This is a genomic window from Hydrotalea sp. GW822-HT8A01 (assembly GCF_058798575.1).
On the sequence record NZ_CM179506.1, the window covers coordinates 345,659 to 365,632 of the forward strand.

General features: G+C 35.9%; 13 protein-coding genes. 9 read left to right on the plus strand and 4 right to left on the minus strand.

All coding sequences use genetic code 11. From position 1 onward, the window contains the following. Positions 1-11 precede the first annotated feature (11 nt). On the minus strand, positions 12-2,507 hold the full coding sequence (locus tag AC3QLY_RS01545; RefSeq protein ID WP_074420272.1) for a DUF5686 family protein: 2,496 nt from the start codon (positions 2,505-2,507) through the stop codon (positions 12-14). A gap of 258 nt (positions 2,508-2,765) precedes the next feature. Between AC3QLY_RS01545 and AC3QLY_RS01550 the strand changes: the two genes are divergently transcribed. Then, positions 2,766-3,134 carry a diacylglycerol kinase family protein gene (locus AC3QLY_RS01550; RefSeq protein ID WP_074420283.1) on the plus strand — a complete coding sequence of 123 codons (369 nt, stop codon included), beginning with the start codon at positions 2,766-2,768 and terminating at the stop codon, positions 3,132-3,134. Between the two features lie 56 nt (positions 3,135-3,190). On the opposite strand, the gene AC3QLY_RS01555 is transcribed toward AC3QLY_RS01550, so the two are convergent. After that, a complete protein-coding gene (locus AC3QLY_RS01555; RefSeq protein WP_228733205.1) occupies positions 3,191-6,604 on the minus strand; it encodes a BamA/TamA family outer membrane protein in 3,414 nt (1,137 codons plus the stop codon). Positions 6,605-6,747: 143 nt separating this feature from the next. Here AC3QLY_RS01555 and AC3QLY_RS01560 point away from each other — a divergent pair, with 143 nt between their 5' ends. Then, entirely contained in the window at positions 6,748-7,389 is a 642-nt protein-coding gene (locus AC3QLY_RS01560) for an MBL fold metallo-hydrolase (protein WP_074420274.1), read from the plus strand. A 4-nt stretch (positions 7,390-7,393) separates the two neighbouring features. On the opposite strand, the gene AC3QLY_RS01565 is transcribed toward AC3QLY_RS01560, so the two are convergent. After that, a complete protein-coding gene (locus AC3QLY_RS01565; protein ID WP_492990387.1) occupies positions 7,394-9,589 on the minus strand; it encodes a hypothetical protein in 2,196 nt (731 codons plus the stop codon). A gap of 122 nt (positions 9,590-9,711) precedes the next feature. On the opposite strand from AC3QLY_RS01565, the gene AC3QLY_RS01570 reads away from it, so the two are divergent. The 6 genes from AC3QLY_RS01570 to AC3QLY_RS01595 all read left to right on the plus strand — a co-directional run bounded on the left by AC3QLY_RS01570 (position 9,712) and on the right by AC3QLY_RS01595 (position 17,002). Beyond that, positions 9,712-10,389, plus strand: coding sequence for a response regulator (locus AC3QLY_RS01570; RefSeq protein WP_074420276.1), 678 nt, complete (start codon positions 9,712-9,714; stop codon positions 10,387-10,389). A 77-nt stretch (positions 10,390-10,466) separates the two neighbouring features. Further along, positions 10,467-11,513 carry a sensor histidine kinase gene (locus AC3QLY_RS01575; RefSeq protein ID WP_074420277.1) on the plus strand — a complete coding sequence of 349 codons (1,047 nt, stop codon included), beginning with the start codon at positions 10,467-10,469 and terminating at the stop codon, positions 11,511-11,513. 277 nt (positions 11,514-11,790) lie between these two features. Further along, a complete protein-coding gene (locus AC3QLY_RS01580; RefSeq protein ID WP_492990389.1) occupies positions 11,791-12,408 on the plus strand; it encodes a DUF47 domain-containing protein in 618 nt (205 codons plus the stop codon). Between the two features lie 47 nt (positions 12,409-12,455). Further along, the gene (locus tag AC3QLY_RS01585) at positions 12,456-13,469 is read left to right on the plus strand and encodes an inorganic phosphate transporter (RefSeq protein ID WP_068245085.1); all 1,014 of its coding nucleotides are present in this window, start codon (positions 12,456-12,458) and stop codon (positions 13,467-13,469) included. Between the two features lie 149 nt (positions 13,470-13,618). Then, positions 13,619-14,650: a UDP-glucose 4-epimerase GalE gene (galE, locus tag AC3QLY_RS01590; protein ID WP_075051795.1), complete on the plus strand. Its 1,032-nt coding sequence runs from the start codon at positions 13,619-13,621 to the stop codon at positions 14,648-14,650. A 93-nt stretch (positions 14,651-14,743) separates the two neighbouring features. Further along, a complete protein-coding gene (locus AC3QLY_RS01595) occupies positions 14,744-17,002 on the plus strand; it encodes an FUSC family membrane protein (RefSeq protein WP_492990391.1) in 2,259 nt (752 codons plus the stop codon). Between the two features lie 85 nt (positions 17,003-17,087). Here AC3QLY_RS01595 and AC3QLY_RS01600 read toward each other — a convergent pair whose 3' ends face one another. Next, the gene (locus AC3QLY_RS01600) at positions 17,088-18,941 is read right to left on the minus strand and encodes a 2-oxoacid:acceptor oxidoreductase subunit alpha (protein WP_074420280.1); all 1,854 of its coding nucleotides are present in this window, start codon (positions 18,939-18,941) and stop codon (positions 17,088-17,090) included. 139 nt (positions 18,942-19,080) lie between these two features. Here AC3QLY_RS01600 and AC3QLY_RS01605 point away from each other — a divergent pair, with 139 nt between their 5' ends. Continuing rightward, positions 19,081-19,953, plus strand: coding sequence for a polysaccharide deacetylase family protein (locus tag AC3QLY_RS01605; RefSeq protein ID WP_218331268.1), 873 nt, complete (start codon positions 19,081-19,083; stop codon positions 19,951-19,953). Positions 19,954-19,974: the final 21 nt, after the last annotated feature.

The following is a 19,974-nucleotide window of genomic DNA, read 5'->3' on the forward strand; positions in this document are numbered from 1 at the left end:
GCTGTTGCTCATTAAAAAGTAATTCGGAAACTGCCAAACACACCAAATTTATTTATATTTTCATTAACTGCCGGAGTTGGCGATAAGCGCCAAATAAAATCAACACGAAACAGCTTAAATATATTATCAATACCTGTTCCAATTTCTGTATACACATGCCCGTCTAACGATTTAAAGGGGGCATTGCCTACATAGTTCAATTGCTGATTGTCAGGGCTTAAATTGCCTACTACAGCTTTAAATGTCCATAACTGCCGCAACTTCAGTTTACGGGTTAATGAGGTTAATCTAAACAAACCATTACCTACATTGTGTTCAATATTAATACCTGCATATTGATCGCTTACATATTCAAAACGATTCATTAAGCTGAAAGCATACCTGTTATAATAGTACTGCTCATTACCGGGATGTACTTCCAGAAACTGATAAGGTGCTGTTCCAAAAATTTTACCGCCATATACATTATAATAAACATAACCAAATGGTGCAATTTTTAAATAATCAGAAACAGATAAACTTACTTTATCGTAGGTGTAACTACTGTTTAAAACACCGGGGAAGCCATGCGCATAGTTGAATAATACAATGGGATAATCGCTACCCAAACTATAACGTGTAAAATTACTGACCAGGGTACGTTCATCGTAAGCATAGCGAACACTAAATCCGGCTTCAAAGGTTTTTAAAGGGGTACCGCCATTCGTAGTAGGAAAATATTGTTTACCGGGCAAGTTTAATAATGCTTCATATTGTTTAGAAGTGAAAGAAGTGCCAAAGCCAAAACCTGAATTGGTCTCTGCATAATAATTCAAATCCCATTCTTCGGAACGTTGGTATTTAAAAGGAATATTAGGCCTCCTGAAAATGGTAGCAAAAATATTATCGGTACCTAACTGATCAGCATACATCTGGCCATTATCCAAATCATTTCGATACTTTAAGTTGATGTAACTCCAGGGTTGCCTGCTAAACTGATACCGTATTTCACCCAACCCTTTTAGCCCTTTATCTTTAAAGCCATAAGCCAGATAAGTATGTGCAAACCAATGCTCATTAAATCCACGATTGGTTTCCACATCAAAACGAACCCTTGCACCTTCATAGGGGTTGGCGCTTAACCAATACCACCAGGGGCCAATACGTACATTGCCCACATCTTTATACCCTTTCGCTAAAAACTCTAATGTATTTCGATAATGAATATAAGTTTTATTATTTTCCAATGTATCTAATAATGCATACACCGTTTTTTCACTTTTATTCAGTTCTTCATGCCGATGATCGGCCCAGAATGAATCGGGCAAATTGGTAACATTGGGTAATAGATCAACTTCACTCGGTGTTTTGGCCGAATCGAGCATGCGGGTAACATAAGGGCTGTTCAGCAATACCTTTCGGTAAGTGGTTGTTTTTCGTCCTTTAAAAGCCAGTTTATTTTTCCCAAGGGGCGAAATATCTACCACAAATTTATCTTTCGATAAAAACCAGATACTATCATCTATTAATCTATATTCCTGAATTAAAGTAAGCCCACTGATAAAATTTAAATTTACGTCAACGGCAGGACGTAAAGTAATTTTTTGAATGGCAAAGCTGGTATCATTCACCCAGCAATCTCCTTCAAATACATCTTCACCTTTGTGTTTGGGTGTAAATTTAAAATGCACCAATCTCCGATGATTCAGGTACTGTGTATCTAATAATTTAAAATTATAAAACTTATCGCCACGTTCATTAAAAGGGCCAATGAAATCTCGGTTAAACACAGGAATGGTGTTGGCATAAATATCTACAATCTGGTACATATTACCCAATTGTTTTATCAGGCTTTCATTATCAATGCCATTGGTTTTGGTTGCTTTAATAATTTCGCGGGAACGTACGGGATTATTTTGATGATAATAATCTGAAATGGTTTCGGTTAAATAAGCCGGTAAAAATGGTTTATCTTCTGAAGTAGAGTCAATATAATTGAACACAAAATTCAAAGGCTTTACCAAAAAGTTTTTGGAAAGTTTGGCAGTGTTAATATTGGCAATATCTAATTCTAATTTATTGTAAGCCTCATAATAAAAATTATTCCAGTGGGTACGCTCATGATCGGCTTTGTGCTGCATAATTTTTCGCCAAAACCATAATGCCCGGTTGTATTTGCTTTTAACCACCACATCATTACTGGGCAACAATTCCATTTTAACAGTAAAAAATGCCGAGTCTTTAAATAAAGCACTGGGTATTAAAACATTTTTATACCCAACTGAACTGATTTGCAAGGTATCATTGTGACTCCATTGGCCGGAAGTAAATACAAAGCGGCCGGAAGAGTCGGTTAAAACACCCTGCCCGCTCAATTTAAAAACAGCAGTAGAGAAGGGAATAGGCTCATCACTTTGTTTATCTACTATGACTCCACTAATTTTAATTGCCTGCGCTACAGTTACTGCGCTACACATCCAAACCAAAAGAACACTCAAAAGGGTTTTCTTAACTGTATGCCATATCATAGCGCAAAATTAAAGGATAGGGGAATGTAAATAGAGACATAAGTCACAATTAAATTTAATTTATTTTAAATCATGCCCAATGACTTTTGGTTAGATAGCCCTTTTTTATGAAATGCTGCTTTTGTGAAAATGAATGGAAAAAACACAGCTTTCAATTGTTATTATTTAAAATAAATTAATGTATAACAAGATTTTTCAAAAATGGTTGCTACATATTTCCCAATAACAATAACTTTAAACTACAATTCAAACAAGGGAATGACCTCATTTTTTATTGCTGTGAAATATGCTGCTATCGGCATTTATACATTTTTTATACAGGAAAGAAATGCAAAAATACAGTTCTTTATAGCCATTCTTACCCTTTTTCTCAGTTGGTGGTTACATATTTCAAACATAGAATGGATACTGGTTTTGCTTTGCATGATGCTGGTAATTGGGTTAGAAATGATGAATACAGCTATTGAAAAAATCTGCAATCACATCACACCGGATTTTCATCCTAATATTAAAATCATTAAAGATATTGCTGCTGGTGCCGTACTTTGGGCAGCCTGTTGCAGTGTAATAATTGGTTGCATTATTTTTATTCCAAAAATCACTCACTATATTTTCAATTGGGAATAAAAAAACCGATGCAATGGATGTACACCGGTTTATTGAAGCATATCATATTCATTTCATTAAAAATCTAACCCAAGTGATAAATAAAATACAGATGGTCCTCTAAATAAGCCTTTCATTGGCCAACCCAAATCGGCACGGATAAAATAACCCAACAAAGTACTTCTTGCACCAAATCCATAACCACCGGCAAATGGGCCTAAACCACCGGCATCTAAGCGTACTGTAATAGGATTAATAGCCGGATTGGCAGGTTGAAATATTTCAGTAGGCCGTTTAATGCCATTAAATTTTCCGTTCCATGCGGTACCTAAATCAATGAATTGAACCAATTGAAAATTCCTTAAAAAGGCATTGTTAATGGGGCGGTTAAACAAGGTTGAAAATAAAGGAAACCGAAGTTCACTATTAATCACCACTGCATTATTACCATTGGCAACATTTTGATTATAACCCCGCATATTTAAAGCCAACGATTGAAATGCATAGGTTTGATCGGGTGCAGGCTGATTGGCACTATTGAACTTTGGATTTACCCAGCCATCTGTTCCACCCAAGTAATAAATAATTTTTTGGTTGCCAAAACTAAAGTCGCCTGCTGCCCTTGTTGCCCAAATAAAATTGCGATAAATTTTGTAGTAGTTACGTGCATCAAAGCCTAAGTTATAAGTTTGATTACCACTGCCACCGGTAGTTCCGGCAATGGGCTCATTAATATCGGCATATACTTTCCAGCGCAAACCATTCCAGATATTCTGTGCCGGGTTGATGGTATTATCATAAACGTACTCAATATGCCCCACTAAATATTGTGCACTGGTATCATTTACCTTGAGTGAAAACTGATCTGCAGGTTTTATAACGCCAAGGTCTTTACGTAAGCCGAATGTGGCTCGCAGGCTTCTTACCTCATCAAATGGATAGGCCACATTAAATTGATACAAGTTGGTAATTAACTGATTATCATAAGGGCTGGTATTAAAGAAATTAGTTTGGGTACTACGGTAATAAGTTACACCCCAGTCAACCCGTTTTTTCAAGTTTTGAAAGGAGAAAAAGAAATCTTTATCTTTTAAAGAAGTGCCGAAACGAATACCTCCAATAAATTTAATGTCTTCCATCAAATCGCTGACACCTGCGCGGAAGCTCCAGTTAATGGCACTTCCATTGTTCAACTGAATAGGGCCGGCACCACCTGCATAAGGTTGATAACGATTTACCAATATGTTATTAGTAACACCGGCCAACAAATAATCGGCACTAAACTTTAAACGATAATTAAACAGTTTGGTTTCTTGTAAATAGTTATGTTGATTTTTAGTTCCTGTGGCATTGTTTCCTGAAATATTGGTGTTCGAAATACCTGATTGGGAGGTAGCAGTATCGGCTTCACTTGAAAATTCATTTTGAAAAAAGTTTTTTGGTGCTGGTTTTACCGTATCAACTAATGCAACAGGCAGTTTCTTTTTGGAATTATTGGTGTAATTTAACGGATTACCCCGTGCAATTTTTTGTGCATTCATTTGCTCTTGTATGTATTGTGTAGGCCGGGCATTCACGTTTCTTCTGTTCAATGCTGTTTCATCTACTTTTAATTTGTAAAGAAATTTAAAGTCACCTTCCTGTCGGGTTTCGCTTACCTGGCCGTTATTGCCCGATACTCTTGATTCCAGTAAAGAACTCTGGTAATTGGTAATAGGGAAAGTATAAGTAGAATCTTTATACACCTGAAAATAACTGATACTATCGGCTTCGGGTTTACGCCAGGCGGCTAAGGTAGAATCCAACTCTTTTACAGAAGGATTTCTCAACATTTCGGTACCAATATAATACAATGTGTCAAGCCCATCCCGTTTGGTAGAGAAAAAACCGGCCCAACGGTTACCAATTCCATTCTCATCACTCACAAAAGTAAAGTGATTGGTATTGTATTGCATCGGGAAAGTAGCATTACCATATTTTAAATTCGTAAGTTGTGTAATTTGTTTGGTTTTGCTTTTGTTTAAAATATCAATCAGGAAAATATTGAAACGGTAACGGCTTGGCAAAACGGTATCATTACTGGGGGCAGAAGGGCTGGGTCTGTTAGAGGAAAAAATGATACCGGATCTGTTGGGGAAAGATACAAAATTGGGATACAATTCATCATACACATCATTGGTTACCTGCTCTATTTTCTGGTCATCAATTTTATAAATAAACAAATCTGTCTGACCATTTTTAACTGCACTTAAAATAAGGGTATTGGCATCGAGCATAAAAGACGCATCATTAATCTGCTCAAATCCTGTAATTTCCTGTTTAAACCTTTTATAACGGGCTAATACATCGTATACAAACATTTTAATTTTTCCTTTATCCCAATAAATTACTAAAAGCCGGGTTCCTTTGCCATCCCATGCTAAAATGGGATAATTTGGATTAATGTCCCCTTCGTTGGTACGAACGCCATAATCTAATAATATTTTTGTGTCGTAAAAATTTTCAACATATTTAACCCGGTAAACACCTTTCTTAAATTCAACTACGGCATAGTTATTATTGCGTGGATTGGGATTTGCCTGAAAACGGAAATAATCATTTTTGCTCACATCTTCCGATACACTTAAAACACCTTTTGGCGCATTTCTTCTTTGCCGGATATCTTTATAATAGCGGTCTTGCATTTGCTGCATGAAATCATCTAATACCTCTTTAAATTTTTTCTTACAAATTTTTTCAGAAGCACTATTCAAACTTTTGTAGATACGGGCTAAGTATAAAAAATAAGTTACATTTTCTTTTCGGTAATGTTCGGCTATGTAATACCAGAACGCGTTGCCGGCTAAAAGCGGTTTATCGAATGCAAACTGGTAAAAATTATTATAATTACCACTTAACAGGGCACTTTTTAACTGATCATCTTTCTCTGTACTCCAATTCTGTGCAACATAAGCTACATAACCATCTGTTAACCATTGCGGCAAATCCAATAAAGCCTGATTACTGGCAAATTCACCAATATCATCTCCAAACAAAATATTATCGGTTAATACTTTGGCAATTCCTTCTCGGATCTGATTTCTTAAATGATTATGATTGCCATCAAAAAAAACTACAATTTTATTGTTCACCAATTTGGTTAATCCACCGGCATTTTGCCAATCAATGCCAATTCCAATATTACTTTGTTTAAAATCGTTATAGCTGTTGTACACCACAATATTGGCGCGGCGTTGCAAACTATACTCGGTAAATTTTTCTAACTCAGGTAAATTATCTTCTGCAACCTGTGCTACAAATTTTCCCAATTCAGTACCACCTTGTGTAACATAGGTATTGAAATTAGGTGACTGGTAAAATTTCCATTTGAATTTGTTAAACTGTACCCTGTTTTTACCAAATTCAACCATATTTACCTGTGCCGTAACCGCTACCGGTAAAATGATAAATAATAAGATTGTAACTTTATGAATGATTGATTTCATTTGCATATCCAGTCAGAATTTAAAAATGTTCGGGGCATCAGAAACGTTTGTCCAAAATTTTAAAGTGAAGATATTGGTCAATTAATTTCTAATTCCTCAATACTTGTTAAAATTAAGTAATTACCCATTATCAATTTAAAAATAAGTACATGTTGCACATTAAAGTTTTTACGTTTAACCCCATACAGGAAAATACTTACCTTATTTATAATGATGCTTTAAACGCTGTAATTGTTGACCCGGGATTTTATTTTTCTTCAGAACAACAGGTTTTTAGCGATTATATTCAAAAAAAACAATTAACACCCTCGTTGCTCGTTAATACACATTGCCATTTAGACCATGTTTTTGGAAATAAATGGGTACATGAACATTATAAAATTGAACTTTGGGCACATAAAGATGAAATACCCATGTTAGAAATGGCACCCATTTCGGGCCAGCAATGGGGCTTGCCATTTGAAAACTATAGTGGAAACATTAATTTATTGCAGGAAGGAGATAAAATATATTTAGATGAGGATGAATTTGAAATTTTTGAAGTGCCAGGTCATTCACCTGCCAGTATTTGCTTATATCATGCACCGCAAAAAATTTTAATTGCAGGCGATGCGCTTTTCAAAGAAAGTATTGGAAGAACTGATTTACCCGGAGGCAACCACCATCAACTCATTAAAAACATTAAAGAAAAATTGCTTGTTTTACCAGAAGATACAGTGGCATACCCGGGGCACGGACCTGCCACTACTATTGGGCATGAGTTGCGCTACAACCCCTTCCTGCAATCATAATATCTTACTGACTTTTAGCTTTTTGAATGGCTTTATTATATGCCATAATAAACATGGCTCCTAAATTGTTTTGCGGTGGCACGTAATCATCAAATTTTTCTTTATAACCGCCGGTAAATTTATTTTGCAATCCGCTCCAGATTTTAGCCCAGTCTAAATTTTTACCCTGTCGCAAAGTTTCTGTAATAGTTTCTATCAATGCCATATTCACCACACCCGTACCCACTTGTTTAGATGCAATGATATGTGACTCTGGGCAAATTTTTAAAACATCATTCAAACTATTGTAACCACCACAACTGCCCAATAATACCACTTTTGCCGAAGGGAACAACCTTTTGATGGTAGAATTTACATAATAACTGTGGCCACGATGAATCACTACCGTAGGTTCTATATTGGCTGAATCTAAATAACTATACAGGTGCTGCTGAGCAGCATCATCTAAATCCTGCTGCGCATCTAAAGGCTTGTTGGCATAAATTTCAATAGGTGTGCCTTTCATTGATTTTACTTCTACCCATTCCGGTTTATTTACAACACGCCAATATCCATTATTAAAATTGGCCAAAAATGCATTAAATATATTTTTACCGTCTTTATCTCCGTAAAAAAACTGCTGAATAATTACTTTACCTGAGGCATCTTTCAATAATGATAAAGGCATTTCATACACCGGAATAATTCCCAATTTTGCTGAAACATCAATGTGATTGGCAGGATCCATCGATAAAAAAATGGTATTCAATATGTTATAAATTACAATGCCTCTTTCATTTCGCTTTTTTTGATTGTATTGCAGTTGCTGTTGCACTTGCTTTAACATCAGGCTTCTTATTCCGGGATCATTGATGCTGGCATAAGAATCAGCAACATCTACCGCATCTTCCAATGTGGTGGTTTTTTCCAGACCGTTTACAAAGCGCTTAATTAAATTTTGAGCGGTTGATTTATCCATTCGCTTTAAAAAATCATCCAGCTCATTATACGCAGCGGCCATGCGAATAAACTTCTTGTAAAAATCATCATGTACCCATGCCAATAAAGTATCTGATCGGGGAATGGCCATGCGTGGAAAAATTCGGTTGTACACACCCAGATAGCTGCTGGTATAAATATCATCTTCACCCAAAACACATAAATAGTATAAATCTTGAGGCGCCAAATTATCTAATACTTTAAACCGAACAGCATCGCGTGGCTCTTCATGCAGTCCATTAATTTCATTAATATAATGTTCAACAGCTTTTTGTTTCAGTTTATCGGTTAACACTTGTTTGGCATAAGGTGTATCACCCATTTGCATACGGGCTGCATATTTTATTTCTGTATTCACCAATAATTTATAAAAGGGGTCGTCGGTATCTTTTAATTTCTGTATTGAATCAATAGTAATTTGTTTGTGATAAATTTCATCCAGAAAAGCGAAATAAATACGGCCACCGGGCAATTTTTCTATTTGATAAATGGTTTGCACCAATGCATCATTTACTTTTTTTATTTTTTGCGAAAGTTCATTTCCTGCACCGAGATAATCATAAATCATATCCGGATTTCTGTGCGCCACAACAGTTATGAGGCTATCGGCAAAAGGCAAATTCAAATGATTTCCTATAATATTTAAAATGTTATCCGGATTTTGTTGGCAGTTTTTTAGTACTAAAATATTTTTAGCATCATTTAGCCCAATATTATCCTGCAAGGCAAAATTGCTGATCAGTAGATTTCCAATTGCCATATCGTTAGCATTAACAATCGGGGCTATAGATTGGTGATTTTTTTCAAAGGCTATTGCATTTTCGTAAACTACCATCAAATCGCCCAGCATAATTCCTTTTATTAATCCGGCTTTATAAGCTGTAATAAAACTTTCTAAAAGGCTGTAAATACCTCTTAACCATTTGTATTTATCATTATTGCTAATAGTGCTGTCTAATTCAACCGCTGCAGCCATATTATGAACAGTGGTATGCAGCAATTGGGTAATTTGTAAATTAACATCAATGTTGTTAGTTGGTGCAAATAAATGATCCTTATTCGGCGTAAGGTTAATAACATTTTGTTCGGCCGTTTTTATATTATCGTGAATTAACTGGCGCATATGCGGTATAACCGGCATTGCTAATTCGGGTTGCGCCTGCAAGACCATTACACCCAGCAAACATAAAACGGATAGGTAAACCTTTTGAATGATTCGCATAATCATCAAAAATAAATGCAATTATGCAAATTTTTCGTTAATGGAGTTAACAATTAGATAATCTGGGCCTTGTAGATGAATGCAAAAACTGTAAGTTAAATTTGTGTAAATTTGATGTTATCATGGAAACAGCAGCTAAAAAAATTTTAATTGCAGACGATGAACCCGATATTTTAGAAATTATCAGTTACAATTTAACCAAAGAAGGATATGCAGTTACTACTGCCAAAGATGGAGATGAAGCCATAGAAAAAGCCAAATTGGTTAAACCGAATTTAATTATTTTAGATATTATGATGCCGCATAAAACTGGCATTGAAGTATGTGCTATTTTAAGAGCGCAACCACAGTTTCAACATACCCTCATCATTTTTTTGACTGCATTAAGTGATGAACCATCGCACATTAAAGGTTTAGAAACCGGCGCAGATGATTATGTAAGCAAACCCATATCGCCCAAAATGCTCATCAGCAGGGTAAATGCGCTGTTTAGAAGGGTACAAAAAGAAGATGGCAAACCACTGAAAGTGGGGAATCTTACCATCGATCCTGTAAAATTTGTGGTTGAAATAGATGGCCGTGAAATAATGCTGGCAAAAAAGGAATTTGAATTACTATTTCTGCTGGCGGCTAAACCGGGCAGGGTATTTTTAAGGAATGAAATACTTTCGCAGGTTTGGGGCAATGAAGTAATTGTTGGCGACAGAACCATTGATGTGCATATTAGAAAAATCAGGCAAAAGTTAAATTTAGATTGTATTACCACTGTAAAAGGTGTAGGCTATAAATTTGATATATAAGTTTACGAACTGAAAATAATTCCTCCCATGCTTGTTATAAAAGTATTTGCTGCTTAGCTTTATGCATATTAGCCACTATGTTAGAAACCAAAAATTTATCGCCCCAGCAACTATCTGCCTTAACCGCATTATTTCTGGCCATTCCTATTGGATTTACATTTTTTTTAATTGAAAATGTATGGATTGGTGCAGCAGCATTTGTACTCACTTTTATTGGTAGTTATTATCTCATCGGGTTTGTGCTGGAATCGTTCATTTACCGAAAAATCAAGCTAATTTATAAATTCATTTATCAAACCAAAGCCAGTAAAAGGGAAGAAACCTATTATAAATATATATTACCACAAAAGGGAATAGATGAGGTACGAGAAGATGTAGAAAAATGGGCAGAACAAAAAAGTGCTGAAATAGAATTGCTGAAACAAAATGAAGCTTACCGGAAAGAATTTCTTCAAAATTTAGCACATGAATTTAAAACACCCATTTTTGCCATTCAGGGTTATATAGATACTTTATTAAGTGGTGCCATTGAAAATCCGGAAGTCAATAAAAAGTTTTTGGAAAATGCTTCTAAAAATATTGACCGAATGGTAAATTTAGTGGAAGATTTAGATGAGATCTCGAAATTAGAAAGTGGTGAACAACCCCTGTATAAAGAAAATTTTATTATTCAGGATTTAATCAGGGAAGTTTTTGAAGCCCTTTCCATAAAAACTGCAGCCAAACAAATAAAAACAATCATTAAAAAAGGATGTGAAGCACCCATAATTGTATTTGCCGACAAAGAAAAAATAAGGCAGGTGCTCAATAACTTAGTGATAAACGCCACCAAATACGGTAAAAACAATGGTACTATTATAGCCAGTATTTATAAAACCGATGGCATGCATGTTTTAGTTGAAATTAGTGATGATGGGATTGGCATTGCTGAAGAGCATTTACCCAGAGTGTTTGAACGTTTTTACCGAACCGACCGGGGAAGAAGCCGAAATGTAGGCGGTACAGGTTTAGGATTAGCCATTTGCAAACACATTATTGAAGCACATGGCCAAACCATACATATAAGAAGCAAAATTGATGTAGGTACATCGGTTGGGTTTACCCTTTCTACCAAAAGAAATTAAAAAAGCCCCTATGAAAATAAGGGCCGGTCATGAGAAAATCTACTGTACTCTTGTTGCGCTTTAACTATGAACTAAATTCTGAATGCAAAATAAAGAGCCCAATGTGAAGCCAATGTAAATTCAATGCAACCAAATCATTAACATTTTGGAGCCAAAGTTTAAATGGCTGTATTAACAAATTATTAATTCTTTTTTTTACCCAAGGCTTCAAATCCATAGCTTTACTTTTGTCCAAATTTTTTCGATTATGGGATTAAACACGATTGGCAGGATTTTCATGCCCAAAAACAAAATTTTCTACGAACTTTTTGAGCAGGTAGCCGATACCGTTTGTGAGATGGCAGATATGCTTAAAAAAGTGGTAGCAGAACCGGAACATGATAAAAGGGCACCACTTATTAAACAAATTGAAGATTTAGAACACAAAAATGATGACCATACCCACAAAATTTTTACCGAATTAGGCAGAAATTTTATAACCCCTTTCGATAGGGAAGATATTCACTATTTGGCCACTGCATTAGATGATATTGCAGATTATATTTATTCCTCTTCCAAAAAAATTAATTTCTACCATATTAACCCTAATGACAGCGGTATCCAAAAAATGGCTGAATTAATTTACCAGGGTTGCAATGAAATTAAAAAAGCAGTATATGGCCTTCGCGATATGAAAGATTTGAGAAAAATGACTGAAGCATTAGTAAAAGTAAATTCCATAGAAAATCAGGCCGATGATGTTTTTGATATGAGCATTGAAATGCTTTTTCAGAAAGAGAATGATGCCAAAGAAGTGATTAAAAAGAGAGAAATTTATCAGGTATTGGAAATTGCTACAGATAAATGCGAAGATGCCGCTAATGTAATTGAATCCATTATCATCAAATATGCTTAATCGGCATTGATGGCTTAAACTAAACTTATTAACAGCAATCAGGAGATATGATGATTTTATTGGTTACACTTGTTGTACTTGCGCTGATATTTGATTTTATTAATGGCTTTCATGATGCTGCCAACTCCATTGCCACCATCGTTTCTACAAAAGTACTCACACCTTTACAGGCAGTAGTTTGGGCAGCTTCTTTTAACTTTATTGCCTATTTTGTTTTTAAAGAACACAAAGTAGCCGGCACTATTGCCAACATCATTGCAGAAAATATAATTAATTTTCATGTATTAATGGCTGCAACCGTTGCTGCTATTATCTGGAATTTAATTACCTGGTATTTTGGTATCCCCTCCAGCTCATCTCACACTTTAATTGGGGGTTTAGCCGGTGCAGCCATTGCAGCCGGTGGCGGATTAGATGGCGTAAACAGCAGCCCCATTATAACTGCATTAGTTTTCATGGTACTCTCCCCTATTTTGGGATTAATATTTGGTTTTATCATCACCATTATTACTGTTAATGTGGCAAAAAATGCCCGCCCCTCTAAAGCTGAAGGATGGTTTAAACGTTTGCAATTGGTATCATCTGGTGCATTAAGCTTAGCGCATGGCGGTGGCGATTCACAAAAAACCATGGGTTTAATTTTAGCCGGTTTATGGTTTTTTGAAAAATCTTCTAACCCAAATATTGGTTCTATTCACAATTTTGCCATGCCCGAATGGCTGCCTTTTGCATGTTATACGGCAATAGCTTTGGGTACTTTGTTTGGCGGCTGGCGCATTGTTAAAACCATGGGTACAAAAATTACAAAGGTTACCCCGTTAGAAGGATTTTGTGCAGAAGGTGGTGGTGCATTAACCATATTTTTAACTACATTTTTTGGCATCCCGGTAAGTACTACCCATACCATAACCGGTGCCATTATTGGCGTTGGAGCCACCAAACGCTTAAGTGCAGTGCGCTGGGGGGTCACTATCAATTTAGTTTGGGCATGGATACTAACCATCCCGGTTTCAGCAGGTATGGCTGCATTGTTCTATTATGGCGCAAATTTTTTATTCTAACGTTTGCACATAAATTTATACGGCTATCTTTCCATATTTACACAATCAGGGTATAACTTTATACCGGTTTATATTTTCATTGAAATGAATGAAAATAATATTACACAACAGCTTAGTATAACTGAGAATCTCAAAATAGTTTGAATAATATGAAGAAAATATTAGTTACCGGTGGATGCGGCTATATTGGATCACACACCATTGTTGATTTAATTGAAAACGGATATGAAGTAATTTCTATTGATGATAATTCAAGATCAAGCATTACTGCTTTAAATGGCATTGAATTGATTACCGGAAAAAAAATAAAAAATTATACAGTTGATTTGAAGAATTTTGATGAAACACAAGCGGTATTTCAAGAACATCATGATATTACAGGAATTATACATTTTGCAGCTTATAAGGCCGTAAGTGAATCGGTTGAACAACCTTTGTTTTACTATGAAAACAATCTGTTTTCATTAATCAATCTGCTGAAATGTGTAAAGGAATTTTCTATTCCTTACTTTGTTTTTTCTTCTTCCTGCACTGTTTATGGTAATCCCGATAGTATACCTGTTACAGAATCTTTTCCCATCAAAAAAGCTGAATCGCCTTATGGAGCTACCAAACAAATGGGTGAGGATATTGTAAGAGATTGCAGTAATGCTTTTGAAACTACTTCAATTTTATTACGCTACTTTAATCCGGTAGGTGCCCATCCTTCCAATCATTTGGGCGAACTGCCCATTGGTAAACCCATGAATCTTGTGCCGGCTATTACCCAAACTGCTATCGGTAAAATACCCAAACTAATGGTGTATGGCAGCGATTATCCTACACGAGATGGTAGTTGCATCAGAGACTTTATTCATGTATGTGATATTGCACATGCACATACCCTTGCTTTGGAATATTTAATTGCTCAAAAAAACAAAAGCTATTGCGATGTTTTTAATTTAGGCACCGGCAATGGAGTTTCCGTTTTGGAAGCCATACATGCATTTGAAAAAGTAAGTGGTGTTCAATTAAATTATGAAATTGGCCCAAGAAGGCCGGGCGATGTAGTAGCCATTTATGCCAATAACGAATTAGCAAAAAAAACATTAGGCTGGAACATTCAATACAGCTTAGAAGATATGATGCGCACTGCATGGGCTTGGGAACAAAAACAGTTTACGACAAAAAAAATTAAATAGCACCCGGAAAATCAAACTATTGTACTATTCCGCATTTATTGAAGTAATAAAAAATTTACGAATTGCAGGTGAAGGGAATAACTTTATACCTGTATGGATTATTTAAAACAATTCCGCAGTTTTATTAATAGTTATTATGTTGGCGAAGGGGTAAGAATTACCATTGGCATTTTATTGCCTTCACTTATTGCAGGATATTTTCATGCTTTGCCTATTGGCATTAATATGTCGCTGGGCGCATTGGGTATAGCCATTAGCGACAATCCCGGCCCAATTTCCCATCGCAAAAACGGATTTTTAGCCGGAAGTATTATCCTGTTTTTGGTGTCGTTAATCATTGGTTTCGCCAGTCCAATCCACTGGTTATATGGTTTCATATTACCCTTATTGTGTTTTATATTTTCCATGTTAGGTGTTTTTGGAACAAGGGCCGCTTCTATTGGAATTGCAGCTTTATTGATTTTAGTATTACAGGCAGAACACCATTACAATAATTGGAGGGATGTTGTAACCGTAAGTTTTTATATTGGAATGGGTGCTGTTTGGTATAGCCTGTTAAGCCTGGCACTGTATAATCTTCGTCCCTACAAAATCATGCAACAGGCATTAGGAGAATATCTGGAATCCATCAGCAGATATTTGCGTTTAAAAGGATCTTTTTTTCAGGATGCAACAAATCTAGAGCATACTTACGCACAACTATTGCAATTGCAAACAACCGTTCTGGAAAAACAAAACCTGACAGCCGAACTAATTTTTAAAACCAGAAATTTTGTAAAAGAATCTACACCGGTTAGCCACATTTTAATGATGGCATTTTTAGATGCAACCGATTTACTGGAAATTTCAATGACTTCGCATCAGAATTATCAGGCATTGCATGCCTATCTTCCTGCACAAAATTTACTAAAAGGTTATGCCAATGCAATTAGCGATCTGGCAAATTACTTAGATGAAGCGGGAATTGCTTTAAAAAGTAGTACTGCCATTCAATCACCCACTGATTTTAGTGCAACCATTCGTTCACTTAGAAATGAATACAGCCAGTTGCATGCTAAAAATATCGCAGCAGATTCTATTCCAATTTTAATCAGCCTGAAACATATTTTAGACAGTATAGAAGCAGTAGCTGGAAGAATAAAAACGCTCGAATTATATACATCTTACAGAACTAAAATACCCGGTAAAATTTTTCAGGAAACAAATCCTGAAGATTTCATTTCACACCAACGGATATCATTTAACGTAGTTTTAGATAATTTAACTTTCCATTCAAATATTTTCAGGCACTCACTCAGAATTGCTTTAGCAGCCCTGGCAGCCTATTTCATAGCGCAATATTTTTTACTAGGGCATAGTTACTGGCTTTTATTAACTGTAATTGTAATTTTAAAACCGGCTTATAATCTTACCAAAAAAAGAAATAAAGAAAGATTAACCGGCACCATCATTGGTGCAATGATTGGTGCAATAGCACTTTACTTTATTCATAACGATACTATTTTATTACTGATACTTTCTGCCAGTATGCTGGTAGCCTACAGTTTTATGCGCACCAATTACCGGCTAAGCGTTGTTGCCATTACTTTATATGTTATATTGCTGTATCACCTTTTAAATTTCAATAATTATCGCTTACTGATTACAGACCGATTAATTGATACGGCCATTGGTTCTGCCTTAGCTTTCATTTTTAGTTATGTTTTACCTCCGGTTTGGGAAAGTGTTCAATTAGATACCATTATAGTGCGGGCTTTAGCTGATACACGTAATTATTTTAAAGCTTTAAATGAAATTTTTACAGGAAGGGCAATATACAACAAGGCAGATATGCGCCTTTCCAGAAAAAAAAGTTGGGTTGCAATAGCCAATGTTTCAGACAGCTTTAACAGAATGCTATCTGAACCTAAAAATCAGCAACATCACCTTACACAAATACACCAATTAGTGGTGTTGTTGCATATTACCAATGCGCATTTGGCTACCCTAAATTTTTATGCGGAGCAACTAACCAACCAATATATCACACCTGAATTAAACGATATCGGAATATTGATTGAACAATATTTTGATAGCGGCATTCAGCAATTGCAATCTGATAAGATAATTGAGCAAACAGATTTTTCAAATAAAATCATTCAAACAACCACCATCGAGCAAAAAATTAATGATTTATTGCAAATAAGAGCCAATGAAATTAATGCCGGACAATTGAATAGTGAAACCAGGCCATATCTTTCTACCTTAAAATCAATTACTGATCAGTATTATTTTATACACAATGTTTCCTATGATATGGCTAAAATTACTGATAAGCTTATTGCATATCATAAAAATAAACCCTCCGAATAAAAGAGGGTTTTGGTTTTTGATATAGGATTAAGAGAGGGGGATTAAAAGTTTTATTTTTTATATATTTAATATTTTAGTTATTCATTTATTTTTTCAGCATGGCACTCATTTCAGCTACCAACTCAGTTTTAGTAATTGGAATACCCATTATTTTATTGTAACCTTTCGCATCTACCATGTATATGTCTCTCAAAATTTTAACCAATTGTCCATTGTTAATTTCTGGTACCAATACCTGCTTAAATCCTTTAATAATTTGTCCAAGATTTTTTGGGAAAGGGCGTACATAACGAAGGTGGGCATGACTAACGACATAGCCTTGCTGTTGCAATTCGAGTACGGCACTTTTAATAGCCCCATACGTTGAACCCCATCCAATTACAAGCAAATCGCCTGTTTCGGCACCACTGTCTAAATGCTGTAATGGGATATGATCGGCAATTTTATCTACTTTAGCCTGTCTGATTTTTACCATGTGTTGGTGGTTATCGGGGTCATAACTCACATTTCCGGTAATATCCTGTTTTTCCAATCCACCAATTCTGTGCTCCAATCCTGCAGTTCCGGGTACAGCCCAGGGACGCACTAATTTTTCATCTCTTACATACGGCTGAAACTTTTCATCAGCATTAGTTTTAGCAGGAGCAAAAGCCACTTCAATTGGTTTTAAATCTGCTGCTTTTGGAAAACGCCAGGGTTCAGCACCATTGGCAATGTAACCATCACTCAATAAAATAACCGGCGTCATATGCTGTACGGCAATTCTGCAAGCTTCATAAGCCACATCAAAACAATCACTGGGTGTAGCTGATGCAATAATGGGCATAGGGCATTCCCCGTTTCTGCCATAATATGCCTGCATTAAATCGCTTTGCTCGGTTTTTGTAGGCAATCCGGTTGAGGGGCCGCCACGTTGTATATCAACAATCACCAAAGGAATTTCCAACATCACTGCCAAGCCCATCGCCTCTGCTTTTAAAGCCATTCCAGGACCTGAGGTTGTGGTAATACCCAAAGAACCACCATAACTGGCACCTATACTGGAGCTAATGGCAGCAATTTCATCTTCTGCCTGAAAAGTTTTTACACCAAACCCTTTATACTTGCTGAGTTCATGCAAAATATCAGATGCAGGTGTAATAGGATAAGAACCTAAGAACAAAGGCAACTCACTTTTTTGGCTGGCTGCAATTAAACCATATGCCAATGCCTGATTACCCATGATACTTCTGTAAGTACCTGCAGGAAGTTTGGCTTTTTCTACTTTGTATCGCGTAGTAAATGTTTCAGTGGTATCACCATAATTATAACCCGCCTGTAATACCTTAATATTACTTCGTAAAATGCTTTCTTTCTTACCAAATTTTTCCTTCAGAAACGCAATGGTATTATCAAGTGTGCGGTTGTACATCCAATAAATAAAACCCAACACAAACATGTTCTTGGCACGATCACGCTCTTTGGTGCCTAAATCGGTAAAATCTTTAAGTGCTTCTCTTGTCAGTTTGGTTACATCAATTTTAATTACTTCATAACTATCCAAACTACCATCCTCTAAAGGATTAACGCCATCCGGATAATTGGCTAAGCGTAAATTTTTTGCATCAAACCCATCAATATTGGCAATAATTTTTCCACCCGGTTTAATACTTTTCAAGTTTACTTTTAATGCAGCCGCATTCATTGCTACCAACACATCAGCAATATCGCCGGGTGTATATACTTTATTGGAAGAAAAATGTAATTGATACCCACTTACCCCAGGCAGTGTTCCAATGGGGGCTCTGATTTCAGCAGGAAAATCGGGAAATGTTGCTAAATCAATTCCTAATAAAGCGGTGTTATTGGTAAATTGCTGACCGGTTAATTGCATGCCATCGCCGCTATCGCCGGCGAACTTGATTACTACATCCTGCAGTAATTGCTCATTTCTGTTCATTTTATAAAAAATTGGTTACGAAGTTAAGCATAATACCCGTTCATATTTGAGCAGTTTTGCAGCAATTTAGAAACATTTTAAACATTTATTACACATTACCGCATTACCTTGCACCACCTGCAGGGTATAAAAGTAACATATGACTGATTCTTTACTAAAAAATTTATCCTTAAAAAGTTTAATGGGGCTGCTATTCATGCTTAGCATTTCATGCAATGAAAAGCCTTCCAATGCAAAATTATCTTCTCTTGCTCTTTCAATACCTGATATAGTGGCACTGGCGGATTCCATGCATGCACAAAAGCAAACCATTATCAGCACGCCCATTCAATATGATACAACAAAAAAATACATCTATCTGACTTTTGATGACGGCCCGCAACATGGCACAACTGCCTGCGTAGAAACCATCAAAAAAGAACAGGTAAAAGCTTCTTTTTTTATGATAGGCAATCAGATAAACGATGTATACCTGAAAAAATTAGTGGCATCTATTCGCAATGATTATCCGCAAATACTATTGGCCAATCACAGTTTTACACATGCCGGCAATAAATACATTTATTTTTATCATCATCCACAAATGGCGTTTAATGACTTTATTCAAGCACAGGAAACAATCAATATTCCATTCAAAATTATTCGTTTGCCGGGTAACAGTGCATGGATTGGCGCCAATTCAATAAAAACATCACCACTGGTAAGGCCTGTTTGCAAAATGTTAGATAGTGCCGGTTACAATGTAATTGGCTGGGATGTAGAATGGAGCTTTAACCATAAAACGGCAAACCCCATTCAAACTCCGGAAACAATGTTGGAACTGGTCAATCATGCATTCGAAAAAAATTATACCCATACTAAAAACCATCTGGTGATTCTTTCACACGACCGGATGTTCAGAAATGCTAATTTTACAGATTCATTGCAAAAATTTATTAGCCTGTTAAAACAAAACTCCAACTACGTTTTTGAAACAGTTGACCATTACCCCAATCTTAAAAAACCATTATAACTTTAACGACTCTTTTTACAT

Excerpts from the sequence above, each read along its gene's own strand:
- AC3QLY_RS01555 (WP_228733205.1), bottom strand. The coding sequence starts at position 6,604 with ATGCAAATGAAATCAATCATTCATAAAGTTACAATCTTATTATTTATC.
- AC3QLY_RS01565 (WP_492990387.1), bottom strand. The coding sequence starts at position 9,589 with ATGCGAATCATTCAAAAGGTTTACCTATCCGTTTTATGTTTGCTGGGT.
- galE (WP_075051795.1), top strand. The coding sequence starts at position 13,619 with ATGAAGAAAATATTAGTTACCGGTGGATGCGGCTATATTGGATCACAC.
- AC3QLY_RS01595 (WP_492990391.1), top strand. The coding sequence starts at position 14,744 with ATGGATTATTTAAAACAATTCCGCAGTTTTATTAATAGTTATTATGTT.
- AC3QLY_RS01550 (WP_074420283.1), top strand. The coding sequence starts at position 2,766 with ATGACCTCATTTTTTATTGCTGTGAAATATGCTGCTATCGGCATTTAT.
- AC3QLY_RS01575 (WP_074420277.1), top strand. The coding sequence starts at position 10,467 with ATGTTAGAAACCAAAAATTTATCGCCCCAGCAACTATCTGCCTTAACC.
- AC3QLY_RS01585 (WP_068245085.1), top strand. The coding sequence starts at position 12,456 with ATGATGATTTTATTGGTTACACTTGTTGTACTTGCGCTGATATTTGAT.
- AC3QLY_RS01545 (WP_074420272.1), bottom strand. The coding sequence starts at position 2,507 with ATGATATGGCATACAGTTAAGAAAACCCTTTTGAGTGTTCTTTTGGTT.
- AC3QLY_RS01600 (WP_074420280.1), bottom strand. The coding sequence starts at position 18,941 with ATGAACAGAAATGAGCAATTACTGCAGGATGTAGTAATCAAGTTCGCC.
- AC3QLY_RS01570 (WP_074420276.1), top strand. The coding sequence starts at position 9,712 with ATGGAAACAGCAGCTAAAAAAATTTTAATTGCAGACGATGAACCCGAT.
- AC3QLY_RS01560 (WP_074420274.1), top strand. The coding sequence starts at position 6,748 with ATGTTGCACATTAAAGTTTTTACGTTTAACCCCATACAGGAAAATACT.
- AC3QLY_RS01580 (WP_492990389.1), top strand. The coding sequence starts at position 11,791 with ATGCCCAAAAACAAAATTTTCTACGAACTTTTTGAGCAGGTAGCCGAT.
- AC3QLY_RS01605 (WP_218331268.1), top strand. The coding sequence starts at position 19,081 with ATGACTGATTCTTTACTAAAAAATTTATCCTTAAAAAGTTTAATGGGG.